Origin of the sequence: Rosistilla carotiformis, from assembly GCF_007753095.1 — a bacterium.
Taxonomy (GTDB): Bacteria; Planctomycetota; Planctomycetia; order Pirellulales; family Pirellulaceae; genus Rosistilla; species Rosistilla carotiformis.
In genome coordinates, this window is record NZ_CP036348.1 from 1 (window position 1) to 22,992 (window position 22,992).

Annotated in this window: 20 protein-coding genes; 11 read left to right on the plus strand and 9 right to left on the minus strand. The window is 58.1% G+C overall.

From position 1 onward, the window contains the following. The 6 genes from Poly24_RS00005 (at position 1) to Poly24_RS00035 (ending at position 5,455) form a co-directional block, all read left to right on the plus strand. Positions 1-1,092, plus strand: a complete 1,092-nt coding sequence (locus Poly24_RS00005) for a helix-turn-helix domain-containing protein (RefSeq protein WP_197452201.1) — start codon at positions 1-3, stop codon at positions 1,090-1,092. Between the two features lie 479 nt (positions 1,093-1,571). Next, positions 1,572-2,687 (plus strand): DNA polymerase III subunit beta, encoded by a 1,116-nt coding sequence (dnaN, locus tag Poly24_RS00015; RefSeq protein WP_145088694.1) that lies wholly within the window; start codon positions 1,572-1,574, stop codon positions 2,685-2,687. 8 nt (positions 2,688-2,695) lie between these two features. Next, on the plus strand, positions 2,696-3,013 hold the full coding sequence (locus tag Poly24_RS00020) for a DUF721 domain-containing protein (protein WP_145088697.1): 318 nt from the start codon (positions 2,696-2,698) through the stop codon (positions 3,011-3,013). A gap of 32 nt (positions 3,014-3,045) precedes the next feature. Next, on the plus strand, positions 3,046-4,314 hold the full coding sequence (gene lysA / locus Poly24_RS00025) for a diaminopimelate decarboxylase (protein WP_145088700.1): 1,269 nt from the start codon (positions 3,046-3,048) through the stop codon (positions 4,312-4,314). A gap of 78 nt (positions 4,315-4,392) precedes the next feature. Beyond that, complete coding sequence (gene folE, locus Poly24_RS00030) at positions 4,393-4,974, plus strand: GTP cyclohydrolase I FolE (protein WP_197452202.1); 582 nt, start codon at positions 4,393-4,395, stop codon at positions 4,972-4,974. Between the two features lie 16 nt (positions 4,975-4,990). Next, a complete protein-coding gene (locus Poly24_RS00035; protein WP_197452203.1) occupies positions 4,991-5,455 on the plus strand; it encodes a 6-pyruvoyl trahydropterin synthase family protein in 465 nt (154 codons plus the stop codon). A 137-nt stretch (positions 5,456-5,592) separates the two neighbouring features. Here Poly24_RS00035 and Poly24_RS00040 read toward each other — a convergent pair whose 3' ends face one another. Together Poly24_RS00040 and Poly24_RS00045 are read right to left on the minus strand one after the other, a co-directional pair. Then, positions 5,593-6,789: a S26 family signal peptidase gene (locus tag Poly24_RS00040; RefSeq protein ID WP_145088708.1), complete on the minus strand. Its 1,197-nt coding sequence runs from the start codon at positions 6,787-6,789 to the stop codon at positions 5,593-5,595. A gap of 35 nt (positions 6,790-6,824) precedes the next feature. Then, positions 6,825-7,244: a hypothetical protein gene (locus Poly24_RS00045; protein ID WP_145088711.1), complete on the minus strand. Its 420-nt coding sequence runs from the start codon at positions 7,242-7,244 to the stop codon at positions 6,825-6,827. Between the two features lie 432 nt (positions 7,245-7,676). On the opposite strand from Poly24_RS00045, the gene Poly24_RS00050 reads away from it, so the two are divergent. Genes Poly24_RS00050 through Poly24_RS00060 form a run of 3 tightly spaced genes read left to right on the plus strand, consistent with a single transcriptional unit; the run spans position 7,677 to position 11,706 of the window. Then, complete coding sequence (locus tag Poly24_RS00050) at positions 7,677-8,681, plus strand: AAA family ATPase (protein WP_231753378.1); 1,005 nt, start codon at positions 7,677-7,679, stop codon at positions 8,679-8,681. After that, positions 8,678-9,637, plus strand: coding sequence for a DUF58 domain-containing protein (locus tag Poly24_RS00055; RefSeq protein ID WP_145088717.1), 960 nt, complete (start codon positions 8,678-8,680; stop codon positions 9,635-9,637). The genes Poly24_RS00050 and Poly24_RS00055 overlap by 4 nt, the downstream gene beginning before the upstream one ends. After that, positions 9,634-11,706, plus strand: coding sequence for a BatA domain-containing protein (locus tag Poly24_RS00060; protein ID WP_145088720.1), 2,073 nt, complete (start codon positions 9,634-9,636; stop codon positions 11,704-11,706). The genes Poly24_RS00055 and Poly24_RS00060 overlap by 4 nt, the downstream gene beginning before the upstream one ends. Positions 11,707-11,739: 33 nt before the next feature. On the opposite strand, the gene Poly24_RS00065 is transcribed toward Poly24_RS00060, so the two are convergent. From Poly24_RS00065 to Poly24_RS00075, 3 genes are read right to left on the minus strand one after another with little or no spacing between them, the layout of a single operon-like run. Continuing rightward, a complete protein-coding gene (locus Poly24_RS00065; RefSeq protein WP_145088723.1) occupies positions 11,740-12,519 on the minus strand; it encodes an ABC transporter ATP-binding protein in 780 nt (259 codons plus the stop codon). After that, a complete protein-coding gene (locus Poly24_RS00070; RefSeq protein ID WP_145088726.1) occupies positions 12,516-13,289 on the minus strand; it encodes an ABC transporter permease in 774 nt (257 codons plus the stop codon). The genes Poly24_RS00065 and Poly24_RS00070 overlap by 4 nt, the downstream gene beginning before the upstream one ends. Then, entirely contained in the window at positions 13,289-14,449 is a 1,161-nt protein-coding gene (locus Poly24_RS00075) for an ABC transporter substrate-binding protein (RefSeq protein ID WP_145088729.1), read from the minus strand. The genes Poly24_RS00070 and Poly24_RS00075 overlap by 1 nt, the downstream gene beginning before the upstream one ends. 251 nt (positions 14,450-14,700) lie before the next feature. Between Poly24_RS00075 and Poly24_RS00080 the strand changes: the two genes are divergently transcribed. After that, complete coding sequence (locus Poly24_RS00080; protein WP_145088732.1) at positions 14,701-16,158, plus strand: hypothetical protein; 1,458 nt, start codon at positions 14,701-14,703, stop codon at positions 16,156-16,158. A gap of 135 nt (positions 16,159-16,293) precedes the next feature. Beyond that, positions 16,294-17,202 carry an alpha/beta hydrolase gene (locus tag Poly24_RS00085; protein WP_197452204.1) on the plus strand — a complete coding sequence of 303 codons (909 nt, stop codon included), beginning with the start codon at positions 16,294-16,296 and terminating at the stop codon, positions 17,200-17,202. Positions 17,203-17,271: 69 nt separating this feature from the next. Here the strand turns inward: Poly24_RS00085 and Poly24_RS00090 are convergent, their stop codons facing one another. From Poly24_RS00090 to alaS, 4 genes are all read right to left on the minus strand, one after another. Further along, positions 17,272-18,681 (minus strand): alkyl/aryl-sulfatase, encoded by a 1,410-nt coding sequence (locus Poly24_RS00090; protein WP_145088735.1) that lies wholly within the window; start codon positions 18,679-18,681, stop codon positions 17,272-17,274. A 4-nt stretch (positions 18,682-18,685) separates the two neighbouring features. Then, positions 18,686-19,138, minus strand: a complete 453-nt coding sequence (locus Poly24_RS00095) for a MarR family winged helix-turn-helix transcriptional regulator (RefSeq protein WP_145088737.1) — start codon at positions 19,136-19,138, stop codon at positions 18,686-18,688. Beyond that, positions 19,128-19,544, minus strand: coding sequence for a hypothetical protein (locus tag Poly24_RS00100; protein WP_391556928.1), 417 nt, complete (start codon positions 19,542-19,544; stop codon positions 19,128-19,130). Before Poly24_RS00100 ends, Poly24_RS00095 begins: the two co-directional genes overlap by 11 nt. 549 nt (positions 19,545-20,093) lie before the next feature. After that, on the minus strand, positions 20,094-22,907 hold the full coding sequence (gene alaS / locus Poly24_RS00105; protein ID WP_145088743.1) for an alanine--tRNA ligase: 2,814 nt from the start codon (positions 22,905-22,907) through the stop codon (positions 20,094-20,096). Positions 22,908-22,992 lie beyond the last annotated feature (85 nt).

The following is a 22,992-nucleotide window of genomic DNA, read 5'->3' on the forward strand; positions in this document are numbered from 1 at the left end:
ATGAGCGATCTGCCCGTTTTAATACCTCTATCGAAGTCGAGCCCCCCTGCGTCGCGGCCTCGTATGGCGAAAGCGGAACCGTTGCCGCTGCTGCCCCATTTCGTCGCTGGCCCCGAAAATCGCTTGGCCGCCTTCACTTGCCAGTCCGATCTTTCGATCCTGCAACGCGGAAACCCGATTCTGTTGGTTGGCCCCAGTGGATCGGGAAAATCAGCGATCGCCCGCAAGTTGTTCCAGCGTGAAGCGTCTCTTTTGAAGGGCAGGGGGAGCCGCGGGATGATCGAACCGGCGATCGATTTCGCCCGTCGGTATGCCGATGCTGTCGATTCCGATTCGATCGCCGATTTCCGCGACCAGTTCCTTCAACATCCGATCCTGTTGATCGAAGATGTCCATCTGATGGCGGGAAAATTTGCCGCTCAAAACGAACTCGCCGCGCGGATCGGCCAGCGAATCGATCTCGATCTGCCGACGATCCTCACCTGCCGCCGATTGCCCACCGAAATCGAAGGGATCCGTTCGGCGCTGGCCAGTCGCTTGTTGCCGGGGCTGACGATTCCGATCCAGCTGCCCCGTTCGGCTGCCCGACGCCAGATCATCGCCCAATACGCAGGCCTTCGGGAGATCAGCCTCACCGAAGAGCAGATCGTTCAGCTCGACAGCGATCTTCCCGCCGATGCCGCCGCTTCGCGATTGTGCTCCGCCGTGCAACAGCTGGCGCTCGTTGCGATGGATGCCAATTCCGACGTGATCGCAAACGATGACATTCACGACGTCGCCGCCTCGTTTGCCGCTCAACAGGAACCGCCGATCGCCAAGATCGCCCGCACCGTCGCCCGTCGCTTCAAGCTGAAAACATCCGATCTGAAGAGTTCGTCGCGCCGCCAACAGGTCGTCCGCGCCCGCTCGATGGCGATGTTTTTGGGGCGTCAGCTGACGCGTCAAAGCCTGCAGGCGATCGGCCAGTTCTTCGGCGGCCGCGATCATTCGACGGTCATCCACGCGATTCGATCGGCCGAACAATTGATCGTCTCCGACCCCGCCTTGGCTCGCGTCGCCGACGACGTCTCCGAACAACTGAAAGCTGGCTGAAGCATTCCACGCCGCTACCCCGGCTGTGAGCTACGCTTGGGCTCGGCGGTATCGAGAACGCAGCCGCTACAAAAGGACTTTTGAACCGCCCGCCAGCTCCTTTTTTATGGTGGATAAGTTGTTTGTCTAAAGTTTTCTTTTGTCACCTTTGTCGAAGGTTCTCTCCGACGCGGCCGCCGGGGTGTTCAAAGTCCCCCCATTCACTGACATTTGCCCTTCGGCTTTGAACGTGAATCAAACGCCTTATCCACAGCGTTTGAATTCTTCTAAGTGCTTGTTTCGGCGGTTCTTAAAGGCTCCCGAAGTCCAGCTTCTGACAATTTCGGCGGTCACATTCCTAAGAAGACGGTAATTTAAAATCTCTTTAAGTAATGGAAACCAACTTTCAAAAGCAGTGACAGCACTCGCAAAGCAGGCCACTGCAAACCGGAGCGTTTTGGGTGTAAAACACTTGGCTTAAACAAAACGGAGCCAAGACCATGAAAATCACGTGCGAACGAGAAACTTTTGCAGCCGCGTTCCAGCTGGCAGCAGGGGTCGCACCCTCGCGAAGTCCCAAAGCGATCCTGCAAAACGTCAAGATTATCGCTCGAGACGGTGCCGTCACGCTTAGCGCGACCGACATGGAAGTCGGCATCCACCTGAATGTCGATGGTGTCGAGATCGAGACCGATGGCACCGCGTTGCTGCCGGTCCAGCGGGTCAGTTCGATTCTGCGGGAAAGCAGCGATGAACACCTGACGTTCGAAGCGAGCGAAACTGGGATCAAAGTCATTGGCAGCCGCAGTCGTTTCCAACTGCCCGGCGCCAACCCCGATGAATTCCCCAGCGTCGCGACGTTCCTCGAGACCAAGTACCACGAGATCCCCACCCGTTTGTTCCGCGAATTGGTTCGCCGAACCGTCTTCGCGACCGATGCCGAAAGCGGCCGCTACGCCTTGGGCGGCGTGCTGTTGGAAATGGAAGGGGAACGTGTCACCGCGGTTGGTACCGACGGACGCCGGTTGGCAACGATGACCGGCACCGGAGTCAGCATCGGCGAACACAAGACCTCCGGCACCAACACGATCGTCCCGAATCGATCGATCAGCCTGATCGAACGGGCGCTCAACGACAAAGACGAAACCGTCGAAGTCGCTGCCCGGTCGAACGATCTGTTGGTTCGCACGCCACGTTGCACGATCTATTCCCGATTGGTCGAAGGGCGTTATCCCAACTGGCGGCAGGTTCTGCCCCAGCGCGACGATGTGGTCACGATCGATCTGACGATTGGTCCGCTGCACGCGGCGCTTCGACAAGCGGCGATCGTGACCGATCACGAGAGTCGCGGCATCGATTTCACCTTTGGTGAAGGGACGATGCTGTTGGAAGCGAACACCGCCGAGGTGGGAGAATCGCGAGTCGAGATGCCGATCGGATACGAAGGCGAACCGATCAAGGTGACTTTGGATCACCGCTTCCTCGCCGACTTCTGCAAGGTTTTGGATGCCGAACGAACGGTTCAGATGGAAATCGAATCGTCCGATCGCCCCGCCTTGCTGACGACCGATGATGGTTTCCAATACGTGGTGATGCCGATGGCCCGTGACCGTTAGGTCGATAGATGTCGCGTGAACCCGAAGAGAGAAAAAAGCAACACGCTCGAAAAATCGGGTCGATCGTCAATCAATTGATGGCTCGCCGCGGTTACGCTCAGGTTCAGACCGGCAACGAAATGGAGCGGATCGTGCGGCGAGTGGTCGGCGACAATTTGGCCAACACCTGTCGACCCGGAAACGTTCGCAACGGCACTCTGGAAATCGCGGTCAGCGATTCGGTATCGATCCAAGAACTGTCGTTCCAGAAACGCGCCTTGATCAAAGCGTTACAAAAAGAATTCCCCCAGAGCGGTATCAAAGACATACGATTCCGCGCCGGTTAAACCAAAGTCAAAGACAAACTTCCGAGCAAACGATGACGATCACAACCAACTTTGCCACATCGCGAACCGAAATCGCGGGACATTCGATAACCGACTTGGCCAACCAATTCGGAACGCCTCTATACGTCTACGACTCCGCAGTGATCGCACAACGCGTTGCCGATCTGCAGATGTTCGACGACATCCGTTACGCTCAAAAGGCGTTGTCGAACATAGCGATCCTCGATCGATTGCGAAAGCAAAACGTGTTGGTCGACGCAGTCAGCGCCGGCGAAATCCATCGCGCGCTTGCCGCTGGATACGAACCACACGGGGAAGGGCACCCGATCGTTTACACCGCCGATATCTTCGACCGCGAAGCGTTGGAATTGGTGAAAAAGCACGGGATCCACGTCAATTGTGGTTCGCCCGACATGATCGACCAACTGGGCGAAGTCGTTCCAGGAGCCGATATCACGTTGCGAATCAATCCAGGTTTCGGGCACGGGCACAGCCAAAAGACCAACACCGGCGGGCCGCAATCGAAGCATGGTATCTGGCACGGCGACCTGGACGAATGCCAACGCCGCGCCGATCGCTACGGGATCACGATCACCGGCTTGCACATGCACATCGGTTCGGGAACCGATCTGGAACACCTGTCGAAGGTCTGCGATTCGATGCGTGACGCGGCGTTGTCGGTCGGCCGAACGATCACCACGATCAGTGCGGGTGGCGGTCTTCCCGTTCGTTATAAGAAAGAGGAAACGTACGTCGATCTGGCAGCTTATTACAAGTTGTGGAACACGGTCCGGGAGGAACTGCAAACCGAGTTCGACCACGCGGTGCGATTGGAGATCGAACCGGGGCGTTACCTCGCCGCGGAGTGTGGTTATCTGGTCACCGAGATTCGGGCGATCAAGAACATGGGGGAAAACATGTTCTACCTGGTCGACGCCGGCTTTAACGACTTGGCCCGTCCGATCTTGTACGGGGCGCATCATCCGATTTCGATCTGTTCCCGCAGCGGAGCCGAAGACCGTCCGTTGGTGAACGTGGTCGTCGGCGGACCGTTGTGTGAATCGGGGGACATCTTCACTCAAGAGGAAGGTGGCTTTGTTTCGCATCGGGAACTTCCACGAGCGGAGGTTGGCGATCTGTTGATCCTCGAAAATGCGGGGGCCTACGGTTTTGTGATGGCCAGCAATTACAACAGTCGGCTGCGTGCGACCGAGCTGTTGTTGGAAGACGGGCAAGCCAAAGTGATTCGCAGTCGCGAGACCTTCGAACAATTGTTGGCTAGCGAAACGATCCCCAGCTGAACGCTGATCGCAACAGGCAATGCGATTCGACGCAGCGGCGATTCCTCCTTACCCAAGGGGCCTAACGGCACTATAAACGTGAACGATAAAAACAGCAGTCGACCGGTCGATCTCGAAGCGATCAAACAGGCGGTAAGAACAATCTTGGTAGCGGTCGGCGAAGATCCCGATCGGTCGGGCCTATTGGAAACACCTCGCCGCGTCGCCGATATGTACGCGGAGATGTTCTCGGGATTGCACATCCAGCCCGAACGGCATCTGGAAGTCACGTTCCCCGAATCGTACGACGAGATCGTCGTCGTTCGCGACATCACGTTCACCAGCATGTGCGAACACCATCTGTTGCCGTTCAGCGGAACCGCTCACGTCGCCTACCTGCCCAACGGCTGCGTCACCGGGCTCAGCAAATTGGCGCGCGTTGTCGAAGAGGTTTCGCGTCGACCGCAGGTTCAAGAGCGGATGACGCAGACGATCGCCGACATGATCGAAAAGCATCTGAATTCCAGCGGCGTCGCGGTCGTGATCCAAGCGGAACACTCCTGCATGTCGATTCGCGGCGTCCGCAAACCGGGCAGCGAGACGATCACGAGCGCTCTTCGCGGCGTGTTTAAGAAAAACGCGGCCAGCCGAGCCGAAGTGCTGTCGTTGATCAAAAGCTAAAGAGGAGCTGTCGATCGTGATCATCCAAAAGGAATACAAGTTCTACGCGGCCCATCGCAACGAAGAACTCGACGACAAATGCAGCAACTTGCATGGACACCGTTACGGTCTGCGATGTTTCTTCGAAGTCAAGCGTTCGGGGGCGTTGTCGACGTTGTTCGGTGACTTCGACGCCAAGATCGAACCCTATTTAAAAGACCAATACGATCACGGGATGTTGATCCATACCGGCGATTCGCTGTACGCGACGCTTCAAGATCACATGCAGCGGACGGGCGAGAACTTCAAATTAAAAGTGCTCGACGGTCCGACCAGCGTCGAGAATCTAGCTCACAAGATGTTCACCGAAATCACGGAGATGGGCTTCCGCTTGCAACAGTTGGAGGTTCGCGAGACCGACACCTCCGTCGTCACCTACACCCGCGACGACTGGGACGAACACAATCGCGACATGGCTGCCCAACAAGCCGCAGCAAACTAGTGCAGCGTCAACGCTAAAATTTAATGTAGTGGACGAGGTCACGAGTCCTTTCGCGGCAGAGATAATGAGGACTCGTGACCTCGTCCACTACCATCAATCCTAAAATCAATGTTTGACAAACCACTAGTAATCGATGCTCATCGATACGGTAACACGCGGCCGATGATCTGGTCGCGGGAGATCGGCAGCGGTTCGGTCCGGCTGTCGATCGAAACCGGAACATTGTCCCCCACAACAAAATAGCCCCGCTCGGGCAATGTGGTCGCCGCACTCCATCGATCGATTGCATCGGGATGCCACCAATGCAGATCGCGTTCGACGCGCAAGTTGCCAATCGTTACCGGATGTTCCCCCGATCGACATGTGATAGCAATCGGCTGCTTCGCATCGACTGGCGGTTTCGTATCGGAGACGACTGGATCGACGACGTGCGATTGGCCGTTGATCGCCAGCCACAGCTGGCCGTCGATATGAGCGACCGTCAAATGATCGTCGCTGCGACTGTGAGTTCGCCACGTCTTGGGTTTCGTTTCCGAAGCGTTCACGGTCGTCCAACCTTCGGCCGATCGTAAGATGGTGACGCTCAAGACCCGATCGCGAACCCAGAGCGAGATCGTTAGCTCCGAATCCGGCACCGCGGAACATTCCATTTGCACGATCAGATCGTCGACGGGAACCATCTGTCGGGAAACCTGTTGGTTCCCCGGATAATCGTCCATCACTCGCTCGGGGCGATTGTTTTGATAGACCTGGACGTGATGGTAGACCAATGGCGAATCGGCATCCGATTTCGGGGTTTCACAGCGAAAACCATCTTCGATCTTGATCCAACTGTCGTCATCGCAGCGCCATCGCGAGACGTCTTGCTTGCGGAATCGATCGTCATCGACCGGGATCGATGTCGCCAATGCTTGCGTCAACGATCGACGAATCGGTTTCCCCGACGCAAATAGATCGCCGTGAGCCAGCTCGATCGATTCTCCGGGAAGCCCCAACAGCCGTTTGACCGAAAGGGATCCATCGTCGTCGGTAAACGCAATCCAATCGAAGCGTTTCGGGTTTTGAAACCAATAGGCGGCGGTGTCGATGACAACGCGATCCCCTCGATCGACATGCAATGCTTCGATCCGCTGGCGGGTTCCGCATTGGAAGCATGTGACGTGTCGAGGCGGTTTGTCGCTGCGAACGACAAAGCGTAGATCGATCCCACAACCGCTGCAGCGAATCGTCGCCGACGGGCCCCACAGCGTTGGGGTCATCGATTCACTGGCGACCAGCAGCGGACGAATCATGCCGCGGAACATTGCAATCCGGACCGCGAGGGGGATCAGCACAAGGAACACCAGCACTGGCCACGCGTAACGCCGGTTCACCAACCCAGCGCCCAATCGCACGTCGGAGGTTCGACCGATGCCATCGCAACGGGATCGGGAATGGTCAACCGACCGTTGCGGAAGGTGACAAACAGACACAGCCCCAGTTGGATCGGCAGTGGCTGTAGATCGATTTGTTGTTGCGGTAACCGCAGCCCTTGGGAATTGGGAAGCGAGAAATAATGGTAGTTCGGATCGCAGCCGCGGTAGCCGAAGAATTCGAGCGATTCGGCAGCTTGACGAAGCTCGGGCAGATCGATGTCGTGCAGGTCCGGCGGCGGAGCGGTGTGGAAACCCAACGACGCTAGCAACATCACCCCCGCCCCGGCGGCTGGCACTCGAAAGACGACGCCTCGATTCAACGGCACCGCCAATGCTGTTGATTGTTCTTCCATGATATCGATTTCAGTCATCATCCAACCTTCCGCTACGGCATACTCCATTAAGGCTATTTCGGTCGGCAAGACGAAGGTTCGTCCGATCCCGAGATGAATCGCCAGTTCGCTGCTCGACCATCCAACGATCGAGCTGTCGAAGTTCGGATTGTAGTCATCCGCTCGGGCATTGAAACGGAAAAAAGGAAAAGAACCCGCGGCGCAAAACGCCGCACCGCTGTACAAGCGCTCTCGCCTTCCAACACAACTGCCGCTTTTTCCAGGGCGGGACAACTTTGTTTCCAACCCAGATTACGTCGCGGCTTCCAAAACAGATTCCTTCGACTCGCATCGGCCAAACAGTTGCCGCGGCGTTTTGCATCGGGGATACTTGATGGGCCGATGCGATTCGTCGAACATCCCCGTTCGACGGCGACTCGGTTCGATCAGATCACCCCACCTCTCGGAGCGACCGTGACCATAGCTATCGAATCCGCTGAACAAGAAGCCGAGATCGTCCAGCAGTTACGCCAAGGGCGAAGTGCGATCGAATCGGAACTGGCCAAGGTAATCATCGGCCAACACGACGTGATCGAACAATTGATCATCAGCCTGTTCGCCGGCGGACATTGCCTGATCACCGGGGCCCCGGGGCTGGCCAAGACGCTGTTGGTCAGTTCGGTCGCGAAGATCTTTCATCTCGATTTCCAACGGATCCAGTTCACACCCGATCTGATGCCGGCGGACATCACCGGGACCGAGATTCTCGAGGACCTTGGCGATGGTCGGCGGGCGATGAAGTTTGTCCGCGGTCCGATCTTCGGCAACGTGATCCTGGCCGATGAGATCAACCGGACGCCTCCGAAGACCCAAGCGGCACTGTTGGAAGCGATGCAGGAACATCAGGTGACCGCCGCCGGTTCGCGGCATCCGCTCCCCGAACCCTTCTTCGTTTTGGCAACGCAAAACCCGATCGAAATGGAGGGGACCTACCCGCTGCCCGAAGCGCAATTGGACCGCTTTCTGTTTAACGTGCTGATCGATTACCTGCCGCACGAAGACGAATTGGCAGTCGTGATGCAGACGACGTCGAAAAAAGCCGAACCGATCCAACCGCTGTTTACCGGCGTCGACGTGTTGAAATTCCAAGAGGTGGTCCGGCGGGTGCCGATCGCCAAGGAAGTCGCTTCGTACGCGGTCCAGCTGGCCGCGGCAACACGTCCCAACCGCGAGGGATCGCTCGACTTCATCAACCAATGGGTGACATGGGGCGCGGGAACGCGAGCCGCTCAAACGCTGGTCCTGGGTGCCAAAGCCCGCGCGCTTCTCAACGGCCACTCCCACGTCTCGCTGGAAGATATCCGAGCGTTGGCGAAACCGACGCTCCGGCATCGCGTGTTGTTGGGGTACAAGGCGGAAGCCGAAGGGATCACGGTCGACCAGACGATCCAACGGCTGTTGGATACCACGCTGGCATGAGTGCTTCGACAAACTACGCTCCGGCGCAAATCGATCCCAGTTCGCTGATGCGGATCAAGAATCTGCAACTGCGAGCGAAAACGGTGGTCGAAGGTTTTTATAACGGCTTGCACCGCAGTCCCTTCCACGGGTTTTCGGTGGAGTTCAGCGAATACCGTCCGTACACGCTCGGCGACGATCCGCGGACGCTCGATTGGAAACTGTTCGCCCGCAGCGATCGGTACTACATCAAACGCTACGAAGACGAAACCAACCGTCGCTGCTATCTGATGGTCGACCAAAGCAAGTCGATGAGCTTCGGATCGATCGACTATACGAAAGCCGACTACACGCGGACGCTCGCCGCCACGCTGGCCCATTTCTTGACCCAACAACGCGACGCGGTCGGGCTGATGACCTTCGATCGGAAGGTCAACGAATTCATCGCCGCTCGGCATCGTCCCGGCCACATGAACCGTTTGCTCGGCAGTCTCGATCAATCCTTTGAAGGAACCGGCACCGATCTCTCCGAACCGTTGGAACAACTGGCCGCCCTGGTCAGCAAACGTGGGCTGATCATCTTGATCTCCGATCTGTTGTCTCCGATCGACATGCTTCGCACGCGATTGGCCTACCTGCGTTCTCGCGGTCACGAGATGATGATCTTGCGAGTCAACGATCCGGCCGAAATCGAATTCACCCTGCCGCAAGCCGCGATGATCCGCGACATGGAAACGGGGAAAGAACTGTACATCGATCCCGAGGTCGCCAAAGCTCAGTACCAAGCGAACTTTAAGGAACATGAAACCCAGTTGGTTGCGATTTGCGAATCGCTCGGTATCGACCTGACGCAATTGGTCACCAACCAGCCGATGGATGAAGCGCTGTACCAGTTGTTGAGTCTGCAGACGCGTCGCAGTCGCGGGCCGCTGCGCGGTGGCAGTCTTTCGGCCGCGGCGAGAGGAGCGGCGACATGAGTTTCCTGGCTCCGCTGTACGCTCTAGGAGCACTTGCGATCGCGTTGCCGATCTTGTTCCACTTGATCCGCCGGCGACCCAAGGCGCAAGCGGAATTCAGTTCGCTGATGTTCTTGACCCAGTCGCCGCCACGGCTTACCAAACGCAGTCGTTTGGATCAGTGGCCGCTGCTGTTGCTGCGGGCGTTGGCGATCCTGTTGCTGGCGTTGGCCTTTGCTCGTCCCTTCTTGCGGTCGTTGGCCCAACAGGAGTCCGATCCGATCGGGCGGCGAGTTGTCGTGTTAGTCGATACCAGCGGCAGCATGTTGCGGGGCGATCTCTGGCAACAGGCACAACAACAGGTCGCGTCGGTCACCGACGATTTGGCGGCAAACGATCAGATAGCGCTGCTGACCTATGATTCCGTTGTCACATCGGTGATCGGCTGGGATGATCAAACGGTTGGCGAGGCGAGTTCGCAAGCCGAACGAATCCGCCGGGCGATGGCCGACATCACGCCAAGTCACGGCGGATCGGATCTTGGATCCGCGTTGATCGCCGCGGCCGACATCCTGCACAACACGGCCGAATCGATCGAAGAGGGAGACGTTGCCGCCGGGGAGATCGTGATTGTCAGCGATCTGCAGGAAGGGAACGACCTGATTCCGCTGCAACAATACCAATGGCCGGCATCGATCGCGGTATCGATCGCGTCGGTCGAACCAGCTGAAAAAGGGAACCTCAGCGCCGTCGTGCTGCCTCAACCGGTCGCGAGCGGCGATTCGAAGAAGCCTCAGTTGCGGGTTCGCTTTCACAACACAAGCGATTCGGTCAACGAGCAATTCATGTACTTTTGGGAAGGTGGCAAGGAGGGAGAGGATCGGATCGTGCAGGTTCCGCCGGGGGAGAGCCGCGTTGTGACGGTCGATCCGCCGACGGGGACGCAGCATGTGTTGCGATTTGTCGGCGACCCGCAGGCTTTCGACAACCAAGTTTATGTCGCGCTTCCGCCGAAATTGCAGCAGCGGGTTTTGTATGTCGGTTCGCAGGCGGAGGATCCGCAGAGCGGGCTGTTCTACTTTCTCAACCAAGCGACGTTGGGGAACGCTCGCCGCGAAGTCGCGATTGAACAAGTGGAACCCGGCGGGCTGCCGGCGGATTTAAAACCGCAGCAAACGCCGTTGGTGATCGTTGCCGATGTGGTCCCGTCCGCGGCGATGGCGGGTCTAAAACAATACCTCGGCGACGGTGGGCATCTGTTGTTTGTGATCGATGCGGATCCGAAAGACGATCCCGCGATCGCCGCTTCGCTGCGGGAACTCTCCGATTCCCCATCGCTTGCGATCGAAGAAGCCAAGGTCGGCGACTATGCCATGCTGGCGAAAATCGATTTCCAGCATCCGCTGTTCGCCCCCTTTGCCGATCCCAAATACAACGACTTCACCAAGATTCGGTTCTGGTCGCACCGACGGTTAACGCTGGCGGAGGAGGACGATTGGCGAACGGTCGCCGAGTTCGACGACAACGATCCGGCATTGCTCGAACTTTCGATCGGGGCAGGGCGGCTGTGGGTTCTGACCGCCGGATGGCAGCCGCAGCAGAGCCAGTTGGCACTGTCGACCAAGTTTGTCCCACTGATCTCCGGGATGCTCGAACAAGGTCCCAACCGCTCGCCGCTGGAAGCGAGTTACGCGATCGGATCGGAGGGTGCATTGCCGGTGACGCCGCCGTGTGAACTGGTCTCGCCCGACGGATCGCGTCGCGAAATCGAAGCCGATCTTCCACTGGAAGAACTGAAACAGCCGGGCGTCTATCGGTTGATCCAGAGCGGTGTCGAAAGCAGCTTTGCGATGAACCTGCCCGAAAGCGAGAGCCGCACCGTCGCGATCGGAGCGGACCAATTGGAGCAGTACGGATTGCAGATGCAACGGAGCGAATCGGCGGAACAGATCGCCGACCGCCAGCGACAACTGCAGGATGTCCAGCTGGAAAGCCAGCAGAAGATCTGGCAATGGATGATCTTCGCCGCCCTCGGCATCTTGGTTACCGAAACGTGGCTCGGTGGCTACCTGGCCGGTCGGAAGTCGTAGCGTCGCGTTCTCTGGTTTTACGTCTTCACTACTTCACACTTCGGCTTGCATGCCCGAATGGTCCAGTCCCATCGTGCGGAAGATCTTGTCGCGGATCGCGAGGTATTCGGGGGAGTCGAGGTTGCGGGGACGCGGCAGGTCGACGTCGAGGATCGCGCGGATCTCCGCCGGCCGTGGACTCATCACCACGACGCGATCGGCCAATTGCACCGATTCTTCGACGTCGTGCGTTACGAATAGGATCGTCTTCTGCGTCCGCCGCCAGATCTCGACCAGATCGGTCCGCATCTTCAGGCGAGTCAAAAAGTCGAGCGCACCCAACGGTTCGTCCATGTACAGCACATCGGGATCGGCAGCCAACGCTCTCGCGATCTCGACCCGTTGGTTCATGCCGCCGGAGAGTTCGCGGGGATAGGCCTGTTCGAAACCGGTCAATCCGACCATTTCGGTGTAATGCCGGACCGCTTCGTCGCGCTCTTTCGGCGATTGATCCAACAGTCCAAATCCGATGTTCTGCTGGACGGTCAGCCACGGGAAGACGGCGTTGTTCTGGAAGATAAAGACACGGCGTCGATCGGGACGCTGGACGACCGTGCCGTCGATCAACACCTGGCCACGGGTCGGTTGCAGGAATCCGCAGGCGATGTTTAACAACGTCGACTTGCCGCAACCCGAAGGGCCGACGATGCAGATGAACTCTCCCTCGCGGACCGTCAAATCGATCGATTGCAGCACCGGCATCGCAGCCCCATCGCGGCCGCGGTATTCCAATTGCAGATCGCGAAGTTCGATCTTGGGTGTTGGTTGGGTCATCGTCTTGCCATCCCAGTGCGTGCCAACGATGTCCGTTCGATCCGCGACATCGCGGAATCCAACAGCATCCCAATCACCGAAATCACCAACATCGCGGCGACAACAAAATCGTAGCGGAGGTTGTTCCGCGAATCGTTGATCTGAAACCCGAGCCCCGATTGAACGCCCAGCATCTCGGCCGCCACGACGACGACCCAGGCGATCCCCATCGCCAAACGCAGGCCCGTCAAAATCTGCGGCATCGCGGCGGGCAGGATCACCAATCGCAGCAGCGGCAGCCCGCGTACGCCAAAGTTCTCGGCGGCTCGCAAATACTTTTCATCGATCGCAGCGACCGACGATGTCGCGGCGGTAACGATTGGAAACAGCGACGCCAGGAAGATCAAGAAGATCGCCGCCAGATCGCTTGGTTCCCACCATTGCACGCCACCAAAGACCAGGACCGCAATCGGCAGCCAGGCGATCGGCGAGATCGGCCGCAGCGCTTGCACCAACGGATTCAATAACTCGCGAATCCACAGCGACCAACCGATCGCCAGGCCTAACGGAATCCCAACGATCGCGGCCAGGAAAAACCCCCAGGCGACACGGAAGACCGAAGCGATCACGTACCGCCACAACACGCCTTGCCCGGCCAGTTCGATCAGCCCGTTGAACGCCAACCAAGGTCCAGGAACGTCGGTCCGGCTGTTCCCCAGGGTGACCCAGTGCCAGATCAACAGGAAGATCACGATCCCCAGCGTGCCCAACAGAATCTTGCGTGCAAGCATCACTGCGGCTCCTCGGATTTCAGCGGCAGCGACCACATCCCCGATTGCTCAAACGAGGGGTCGCAGTAGTCGTCGAATCCAAACGGATCGTCGGCTGTCACGGGGCGAAAGCTGAAGAAGCCCAGCCGTTGGGCGTAATCTTGAATCTCGGCAAAGTCTTCTTTGGCGAGATCCAACCGGCTGTAACTGACGCGGTCCAAGGGGCGCGTTAGGACAAACTTCAGTAGCTCGGGATCTTGGTTGTAATATTCTTGTCGGGCGGCGATCCAGGCCGCCTGCATCCGCGGCGAGCGGCCGAACTGTTCGGGAATCGCATCGCCATCGGCCGACGGCGTTCCTTCGACAGCCAGCCCGGCCATCAAGCGATCGTCTCCTTGGTCGATCCATTTTCCCGATGCCGAAATCCCCTGCACCAGTTCGGTTACCAGCTCAGGATCGCGCTCGATCAACCGCTCGGTCACGACCAAGACACAAGAGATAAAGTTGGGCCAGATATCTTTGGTGAAGTAGAGGACGCGGCCAAAGCCGTCCATCTCCGCTTTGGCGGCAAACGGTTCGCCGACGATGTAGGCTTCGAACTGCCCCGATTTCAAACCGGCAGGCATCTCCGGCGGCGGGTAATCGATCAGCGTGATCTCCGCGTTCGTCAACCCGAACTCATCCTTCAGCTTTTCGATCAGGATGCGTTGGTTCGAATAGCGATGCGGAATCGCGATCCGCTTGCCGCGAAGATCGGCAAACGTTTTGTAGGGTGAGTCTTTTTCGACGACGATCGCTGTGCCGTCGCGATGCCCCAGATGGACGATCTTGACCGGCGTTCCCTGCCGCTGCATCACCATCGCCAGCGGAGCCAGAATGAAGGCGGCGTCGAGATTCCCTGCGTCGATGTCTTCGGTCATCGCCGGCCAGCTGGTGTACCGCCACGAAACGAATTCCGAATGCTGCTGCGAATGTTTGCTGACCCAGCTGGTGACCGGGCAGGTCAGATGGCAGGTCACCGGAAGATGACCGACTCGCAACGACTTTCGCGTCGCCCCATTCTCGTCTCCGGCGATCTGCTGTGGCGGATCGAACATGCCTAGATTGAAGTGGGCATGCAGGATCGTCACGGTGCCCAGCAGGCAAAGGCAAGTTAGCGTTAGTTTGCCAAAGGAGGACATGAACAGCTGGGTTTTCGGGTTTTGAGGTTTAAGTCGACTTTTGAGCGCAAGTATACAACGCATTTGCGTCGGTGCGCATCCGAAGCGGCGCAGAGCGCATGACCGCTGCGACCCGGCTATGATGGGGGCCATGTAAGCCCGCTGTGGGATCACACCATGCCCTCCGATTTGCGGTCGCCTCGCAACCGTCATCGTCTCGCCTGCATCGATCCCGCTACCCAAAACCCCGCCTTTCTGGAGTCGTCAGTCTTATGATACCTCTCCGCATTCGCATGCTTTCGGCACTCACGATCCTTGCCTGCTTGGCTTCATCCGGTCTTTCCGCGGAACCTCGCATTCTCGGCTCGCGTTGGGAGCTGTTTGTCGATGAATACCTGATCGATTCCAAGCAGAACGTCGAATTGAAGCTGCACGAACCGGTTCGCCGTGAGATCGTGTTGACGACCGACAAACCTTGGGAGGGACCGACGAGTGCCTATTTTTCGGTGGTTCAGGATGGCGAAAAGGTTCGGCTGTATTATCGCGGATCCGACGGAGGCCCCGACCATTCCGAATCGCAGCTGACCTGTGTCGTCGAGAGCGACGATGGGATTCACTTCACGCGGCCGAAGTTGGGATTGATCGAGGCGGGGGGGACCAAAGAAAACAACGTGATCTGGCGTGGAGTCGAATCGCACAACTTCGCCCCCTTTCTCGATACCAATCCCGCCGCCGAGCCCGATGCCCGGTTCAAAGCGTTGGGTGGAGTGAAGTTGCCCGGAAAGAACTGGCAATACGGCGAAACGCCAGGCGGTCTGTACGCCTTTGCATCGGCCGATGGGATTCATTGGCGAAAGCTTCAAAAGGAACCGGTCATTACCAAGGGGGCGTTCGATTCTCAGAACCTCGCGTTTTGGGACGCTGTGCGAAACCGGTACGCATGTTTCAGCCGCATCTTTTCCGTGGAGGACAAACTGCGGGCGATTCAAAGCAACCATTCCCAGGACTTTCTGAAATGGTCCCCTGGCGTTCCCCATCGCTATGCCGACGATGCGCCGAAAGAACACTTTTACACCTCGGCCACCATCCCCTGTCCGACCGCGCCCCATCTGTTGCTGTCGTTCCCCAAGCGCTTCCAACCTGCACGGCGGAAGATTCCCGAGCACGAGTTTAGCGGCCTCTCCGATGCGATCTTCATGTCCAGCCGCGATGGGGTCCACTGGGATCGCCCCTTCCTGCAAGCTTGGGCGAGGCCGGGGTTGGATCCCAAAAATTGGACCGACCGCAGCAACATGGTCGCGTGTGGTATCTACGACGGAGGCGATGGGGAGTGGTCGCTTTATATCAGCGAGCACTATCGACACGCCGACCACCGCATTCGTCGGTTGACCGTCCGCCAACAGGGATTTGCTTCTGTTCATGCTGGCGGCGGCAAACATGGCGAGTTCACCACGCGGCCGATCCAGTTCGATGGCGACGCGCTGCTGCTCAACTACGCCACCTCCGCAGCTGGCAGCATCCAGATCGAGGTCCAGGACGAAAAGGGGGAACCGATTCCAGGGTTCACGATGCAGGAGATGCCCGAACTTTTTGGAGACGAATTGGCGGCAACCGCAACTTGGAATTCGGGCTCCGACCTCAGCGCGCTGCGTGGGAAAACGATTCGGTTGCGGGTCAAGATGATCGACGCCGATCTCTACGCCCTGCGGTTCGCCGACAACGTCAATTGACCTGCCCGCGGCCATGGCACACACACTCGTTCTGGGGTGAGTATGATGTTGGCGATGGCTGAAACGGCATATCGAGCGAGCTCGTTGTGATCGTTTCGCACCCCCGAATTCCCCCAACTCGACCTGAGACCCCCCATGATGAAGCTCAAAACCGTTCTGTTTGCACCTTTGGCCTGCCTGATGTTGTCCAACATCGTTGTTGCCCAAACCCCCCAGCCTCAAAAGCTTTGGAAAGATGGAGCCCCCGGCGCGGGGGGATCCGAGGTAGGCGATCTGCCCAGTTTGACGATCTATCAGGCGACGGGCGAAGCGCCACGGCCGGCGATCGTTGTCCTGCCGGGCGGTGGTTACGGCGGATTGGCGATCGATCACGAAGGGCATGCGATCGCGAAATGGTTGCAGGATCTCGGCGTCACCGCAGCGATCTGCCAGTACCGCCATCGCGGCAAAGGAAACCAGGGAGCCGGTTACAAACATCCCTATCCGTTAATGGACGCCCAGCGAGCGATCCGCACCCTTCGCGCTCAAGCTGCTGAACTGAACATCGATCCAAATCGGATCGGCATCCTCGGCTTCTCCGCCGGCGGTCACCTGGCATCGACTGCGGCGACCCACTTCGACGACGGGAATCCCGACGCGTCGGATCCGATCGATCGCGTCAGCTGCCGCCCCGACTTTGCCGTTTTGTGTTACGCGGTGATCGGTCTGAACAAACCGTACACGCATCGCGGCAGCCAACGCAATCTGCTGGGCGAAGACGCACCCGAAGAACTTGTCGAGTCGCTGTCGAACGAATCGCAGGTGACCGAAAAGACACCGCCGATCTTCTTGTTCCACACCAGCGAAGATACCGGCGTGCCGCCGCAGAACTCCATCCACTTCTACCTGGCCTGCCACAAGCACAAGGTGCCGGTCGAGATGCACATCTTCGAGAAGGGCCGACACGGAGTCGGCCTAGCCGCAGGCCGCCCCGGCGCCGAACACTGGCCGATGCTATGCCACGAGTGGATGATCTCCCGAGGCATCCTGCCCGCGGCCAAGTAGCCCGTGCAACCGCGGCGTTCCCGACAACTTGCGTTGTCGGGAACGCTCGGATCCAAACTCGGATCGCGATTAAAACCAGACGTTGCTCAACTGGCCCGATTCGAGTTCGTTGGCATAGCTGAGGTAGTAGTTTCTGTTGGGCGCGTTGTACTCTCTCGCTGCCAAGCCTCGTAACGCCGCGATCTTTGTTTTGCGGGCGAGCTTCCGATCGGCATCGTCGAGCCATTTCACGTGGTCGGACAGCTCCAGCGCCCACTGGTAATCCTGATTCTCCAGGGCGGACTCCATCTGAGCGGTTAGTTCGGCAGTCCCGCCGGCCAGCTGAGCCATCTTCTTCGCTTTGATCTTGGGTTCCAGTCGATTTAACGTCGTTGGATTGCCGTCGTACCAACCCAACAACCCGCAATAGATGGCGCGTACCGCGTGCGGCACCGTCCCGTAGAACTGAATCAGGTACGGTTTGTCTTGAAGGTGCTCGGGGAGTTCGACTTCGTGAGCAAGTTGGTCGGGACCTTTTCCGGCGTTGATGCCTCGCACCGTTTGATCGTACACGCTGCGAATCGCATCGCTGTAATCCTGCAGTGCCGCGGTCGCCGCTGCCTCTCCTGCGATCGGCATCGTGTGGCCGGGGACGACCACATGTGGTTTTAATGTGGCCATATTGCCAACGCTTTCGGACCAATTCAGCACGTCGCGATAGGCGGTGCCACGGATCGCGTAGAGGTTGGGAAAGGAATTGTAAAAGTTGTCCCCTGCGAAAAGCACCTTCTCGCTGGGCAGCCAGATAAACATCGCATCGTCGGTTTCCCCGGGGCTGATGTGGAATTCGATATCGATTCCCGCGATCGTTGTCTTGAGTCCGCTGTTGGGAACGGTGACGGTCGGTGGAAGAAACCCTTCGCCGCGGTCGCCATCTTTTGTACCCGCCGGGGCAACGCCGCGGTTGGTGCTTTCGGCCGGCGAGAGCTTGCGACCGAACTGGCGTACGTTTCGCTTCTGCTTAATCGGATCGACAGCTTTGTTGACGCCTTCGGCCGAACCAAAACTCTCGGTGGCGTAGATGTCGGGCTTCGCGTCGCCGACAAACGCACTGGCGCCACCGATGTGATCGCCATGGCTGTGCGTATAGATGATCGCCTTGACCGGTTTGTCGCTGTGTTGCCGAAACGCCTCGGCCGCGTCGGCTGCACTGCTGGGACCGAAGAGCGTATCGATGATGATCACCCCGTCGGTGCCGACGATCATCGAAGTGTTCGCGCCGTGATAACCAACCGCGGTGAAGACGTTGTCCGCGACTTGGACAACTCCCTTCTCAAACTGCTGCTGTTGAGCGTTCAGCATCCGCAGCGCCGTGTCGGGATCGGTTTGCGTTTGGCCATGGGCGACCGTGGCGGTCAGCGCGACGATGCCGAGTAGCCAGGCATTCGCTGCGCCGACAGTGAACCGAGAAAGGTCGAATGAGAATCTGTTTTTACTCATGAGCTTAATCCTTTGCGACGTGGTTTCTTAAGTTGATCTGCATTTTTCGTAGCACGTTTTGCGTTGTTTCCAAGTCAGACTTGGGGATTCCCTGCAATGCAGTTTTTCGCAAGTCATCCAGCAGTGGGAGGATCTTCTGCAGTTTCTGTTCGCCTCTGCGAGTTAAGTGGATCATCACAATCCGGGCGTCTTCGGTCGATGCACTGCGTTCGACAAATTGATGTTCGACCAGCCGATCCAACTGGCGTTTCACGGTTGTGGGATCGCGAATCATCAGCGATGCCAACTCGTTCATACTCCTCGGTTCACCGGCGTCGGACAACGTGATCAACGTTTGTGTTTCCTCGGGGGAAAAGGGCCAGCCGGCTTTCTTCAGCTCTGCCGCCATCCCACTACGAATCAGATAAGCGACACGCCCTATGGCAAATCCGGGCGAGGATTCGGAATCAAAGTGCATTTCCATCTCCACAAGAAACCTGACCCGGCGCCGTCGTAGGTCCTGCAAAGATCGGGCGATACCAATCGAAGTAGCAATAAAGCAACAGCGCACACGCTGCGAAATCGGGAAGCCCGACGACGAGATATTGATGGGCGAAGAGCGTCACATACAGCAGGATGTTGAAGGCATAAGGGAGAGACATCAGCACAGCCAAGGGGGCGGTCCGAGGCGCGAACATCAGTCCCCCCACAACCGCTTTGAAAAAGCCGACCCAGAAAATCAGATAGCCCGTCTTTTCGAGCGCCATCATGAATCGACCGACATCTCCTGGTGGATCGCCGACGGGATACCCGTTGATGGCAAAGCCGATCGTCATGATCCCGGTGCTCAGCAGAAAAAGGGCGAACAGAAGTCGTACCGCCATCGCGACACGCGGGATTCGGATGCTGCGTGTTTCTACTGACAAAACATCTGTCCCGTGCATGAGTTAATGAGGAAGTGTTGTTGAGTTGAGGCATCAGCAACGGTTGTCGCGATCCCGCAGCCAGGTAGCTGTATGTTACAGGTATTGGATGTCCGGTCAACAGATTTGGGAACTAAAAAGCACTTGATCCGATGGCGCTATCGCCGTGAAAGCCCAGCAAAAAGGCTGCTCTTTTGAGCAATAGACCAGCGTTTTTCAGAAAAACTGTCCCCCAGGCGAGACAGTTTGCGGAGAGTCATCGCGGCGCGATTTTGTGTCGATAAAGAACACGACACTGTTGGAAGAAGTCCAACCGATGCGCCTCGTCACGCCATCGCAACGCGGATCGGACCGGAGGCGGCCGCGACGTGAATCTTGAGAGATTCAATGCTTGAGCGATGCGCGGTTTGAAGGTGTCGTGGAGGCTGAGCAACTGCACCGGCCGCGCCTCCATTCACCATGCTGCAACGGAAGTCCTCATTTCCGTTCAACCAAGTCACACCAAGGGTCTTAGCCGATCATCGATCGGCCGACCTCTTTCGCCTTGTCGATCGCAGCGGGGAGCTTTTCGGGATCCTTGCCGCCGGCTTGAGCCAGGTCGGGTTTGCCACCGCCGCCGCCACCGACGACCGCTGCCACTTCGCCAACCCATTTGCCAGCGCTCATCCCGCCTTCGACCAGGGATTTGCTGATCCCTGCGACCAAGATCACCTTGTCGCCGCCAACAACCGTCGCCAACAGAACCGCAACCGGCTTGTCGCTCTTCTTGCGCAGCTGGTCGATCAACTGGCGGATCACGTTCGGATTGGCACCATCGATCGTCCGGACGATCAACAGCGCCTCGCCTACGGTTTCGGCGTCGGCCAAAAGATCGTCGGCGGTCACTTGTTCACCGGCGGTCAGGTTGGCCAGTTGCTGGATCAATGACTTTTCGTCGGCCAACAGGGCATCGATCCGCGAGCTGACGTCCGCCGCAGCGACGTTCAACATTCGAGCGGTATCGCGGACGATCAACTTCATCTTCGCATAGCTCGCCTCGCCACCGCCGCCGGTCACGGGAGTTCGTTTTTGGACGTCAGCGTTTCCGCTGGCCAGTTGTTTCTTCAGCTTGCGAACCTGATCGATCAAGCCCTTGGTCGCTTCGCTAACCGCAGCGACGGGGCAGCCCAATTGTTTGGCGGCCGCTTCGAGAATCTCAGTTGTTTGTTGGCGATACGCTTTCGCTTTTTCGCCCGTCAACGCCACGATCCGCCGGGTGTTGCTGGAGACGCTCTCCTCGCTTGTCAATTCAAACGCTTGCACGTCGCCGGTGTTATCCAAGTGCGTGCCGCCGCACAACTCTTTGGAGAACTCTCCCATCGATACCATCCGTACCGGGTCCGGGTACTTTTCACCAAACAGCATCATCGCTCCGGCAGCGCGGGCGTCGGCCAACGGGACGGTGTCCCAGCGAATCGGATCGCCGGCGGCGACATGTTCCAAGACGTCGCTTTGGATCGCTTCGATCTGCGTTTCGGAGAGGGCTTCTTGGTTGGTGAAGTCGAATCGCAACACGTCGGCTTCGACCTTGGATCCCTGTTGTTGGGCGTGTTGCCCGACATGTTTTTGCAACGCGTGGTGCAGGATATGAGTCGCCGAGTGAGCGCGGCGGATCGCGTCGCGTCGCTCGGTGTCGACGTCGGCGGTGACCGTTGCGTTTTCTTGGATCGTGCCGCGAACCAGGTGTCCGTAATGGACGATCAACGCGGCATGTTTCTGCGTGTCGGTGACATGGAACTCAAAATCGTCGTTGTGGATCGTCCCGACGTCGCCAACTTGGCCGCCACTTTCGGCGTAGAAGGGAGAGTGATCCAAGACGACGCGGAGTTCTTGATCGGCCCCGCCCGCGGCAACTTTGCCCAACAGATGTTCGTCTCCATCGGTGTTACCGACGATGATGCCTTTGACGTGGCAGCTGGCCGAGATCTGTTCGTAGCCCAGGAAGGGAGTCTCGCGGAGCGATTCCTTCAGCGTTTCCAAAGGACCTGTCTGGAACAGCTCTTTCTGCCCCGCACCGCTATCGACAGCGTGTTGGTCCATCGATTTGTTGTACCCGTCCCAATCGAAGGTCAGGTTCTTTTCCGACGCCAGCGTCTGCAACAGTTCCGGCGGGACGCCGTAGGTTTTGTAGAGGTCGGCCGCTTCGTTGCCGTCGACCATCACGCCGGCGACATCTTCCATCCGCGTGAACATCTGATCGATCCGCGAGAGCGCGGCGTCGAGCGTTTGGAAGAACGCTTCTTCCTCTTTCTGCATCACGCGGGTGACGCGTTGAACCGATTCAGCCAGTTCCGGATACGGCTTCTTCATCTGTTCGACAACCGCCGGCACGATTTGGTGCAGGAACGGTTCACGTAAACCCATTTGATGTCCGTCCAAGACGGCGCGGCGGATCAAGCGGCGGACGACATATTTGGCTTTGTCGGGGCCGGGGTAGACGTTTTCGTGGATCGAAAAAGTGCAGGCGCGGACGTGGTCGGTGATCCGTCGCAAGCGGCGACCATCGTCGCTGTCCAACGAATAATTGCGGCTGCAGACTTCGGCGGCCGCTTGCACGATCGGGAACAGATTATCGATGTGGTAATTGGTCGGTTGACCCTGCAGGACGCTGGCGCAGCGTTCCAGCCCCATTCCGGTGTCGATGTTTTTGCTGGGCAGCGGTTGCAGGTTGTCGGGAGGACTGCCGACGCGGTTGAACTGGGTGAAGACGAGGTTCCAGATCTCGACCGATTCGCCCCCTTCCAATTCGTAATAGATCTCGCTGCAGGGACCGCAGACGCCATCGGGGCCCTGGCTCGGCGCGCTGGCAGGCCAGAAGTTTTCGTCCTCGTCCATCCGGGCGATCTTGGAGGTCGGCAGGCCGATCTTTTCGTGCCAGATCCCAAACGCTTCGTCATCGTCTTTGTAGACCGTCACGTTCAACCGCTCGGCCGGAATGTTCAGCCACTTTTTGCTGGTCAGAAACTCCCAAGCCCAGTGGATCGCTTCGGTCTTGAAGTAATCGCCGAAGCTGAAGTTGCCCAACATCTCAAAGAATGTGTGGTGGTAGGCGGTGCGGCCGACGTTTTCGATGTCGCCGGTTCGCAGACACTTTTGGCAGGTCGTCGCCCGCGTGAAATCGAGCTTCACCTTGCCCAGGAAGTGATCCTTGAACTGGTTCATGCCGGCGGGAGTGAACAGCACCGAGGGATCCCAGGTCGGCACCAACACATCGCTCCCCTGCAGCGTATGTCCTTTGCTGACATAGAAATCCAAGTACATTTCACGCAGTTCGTCGGTCTTCATCGATGCTGCTCTTTTGAGTCGGGTGGGGCGCGGGAGGCGAAGTTTCAAAACTGCATTTTTAACGAGAAATGGAGTTTTCCAACAG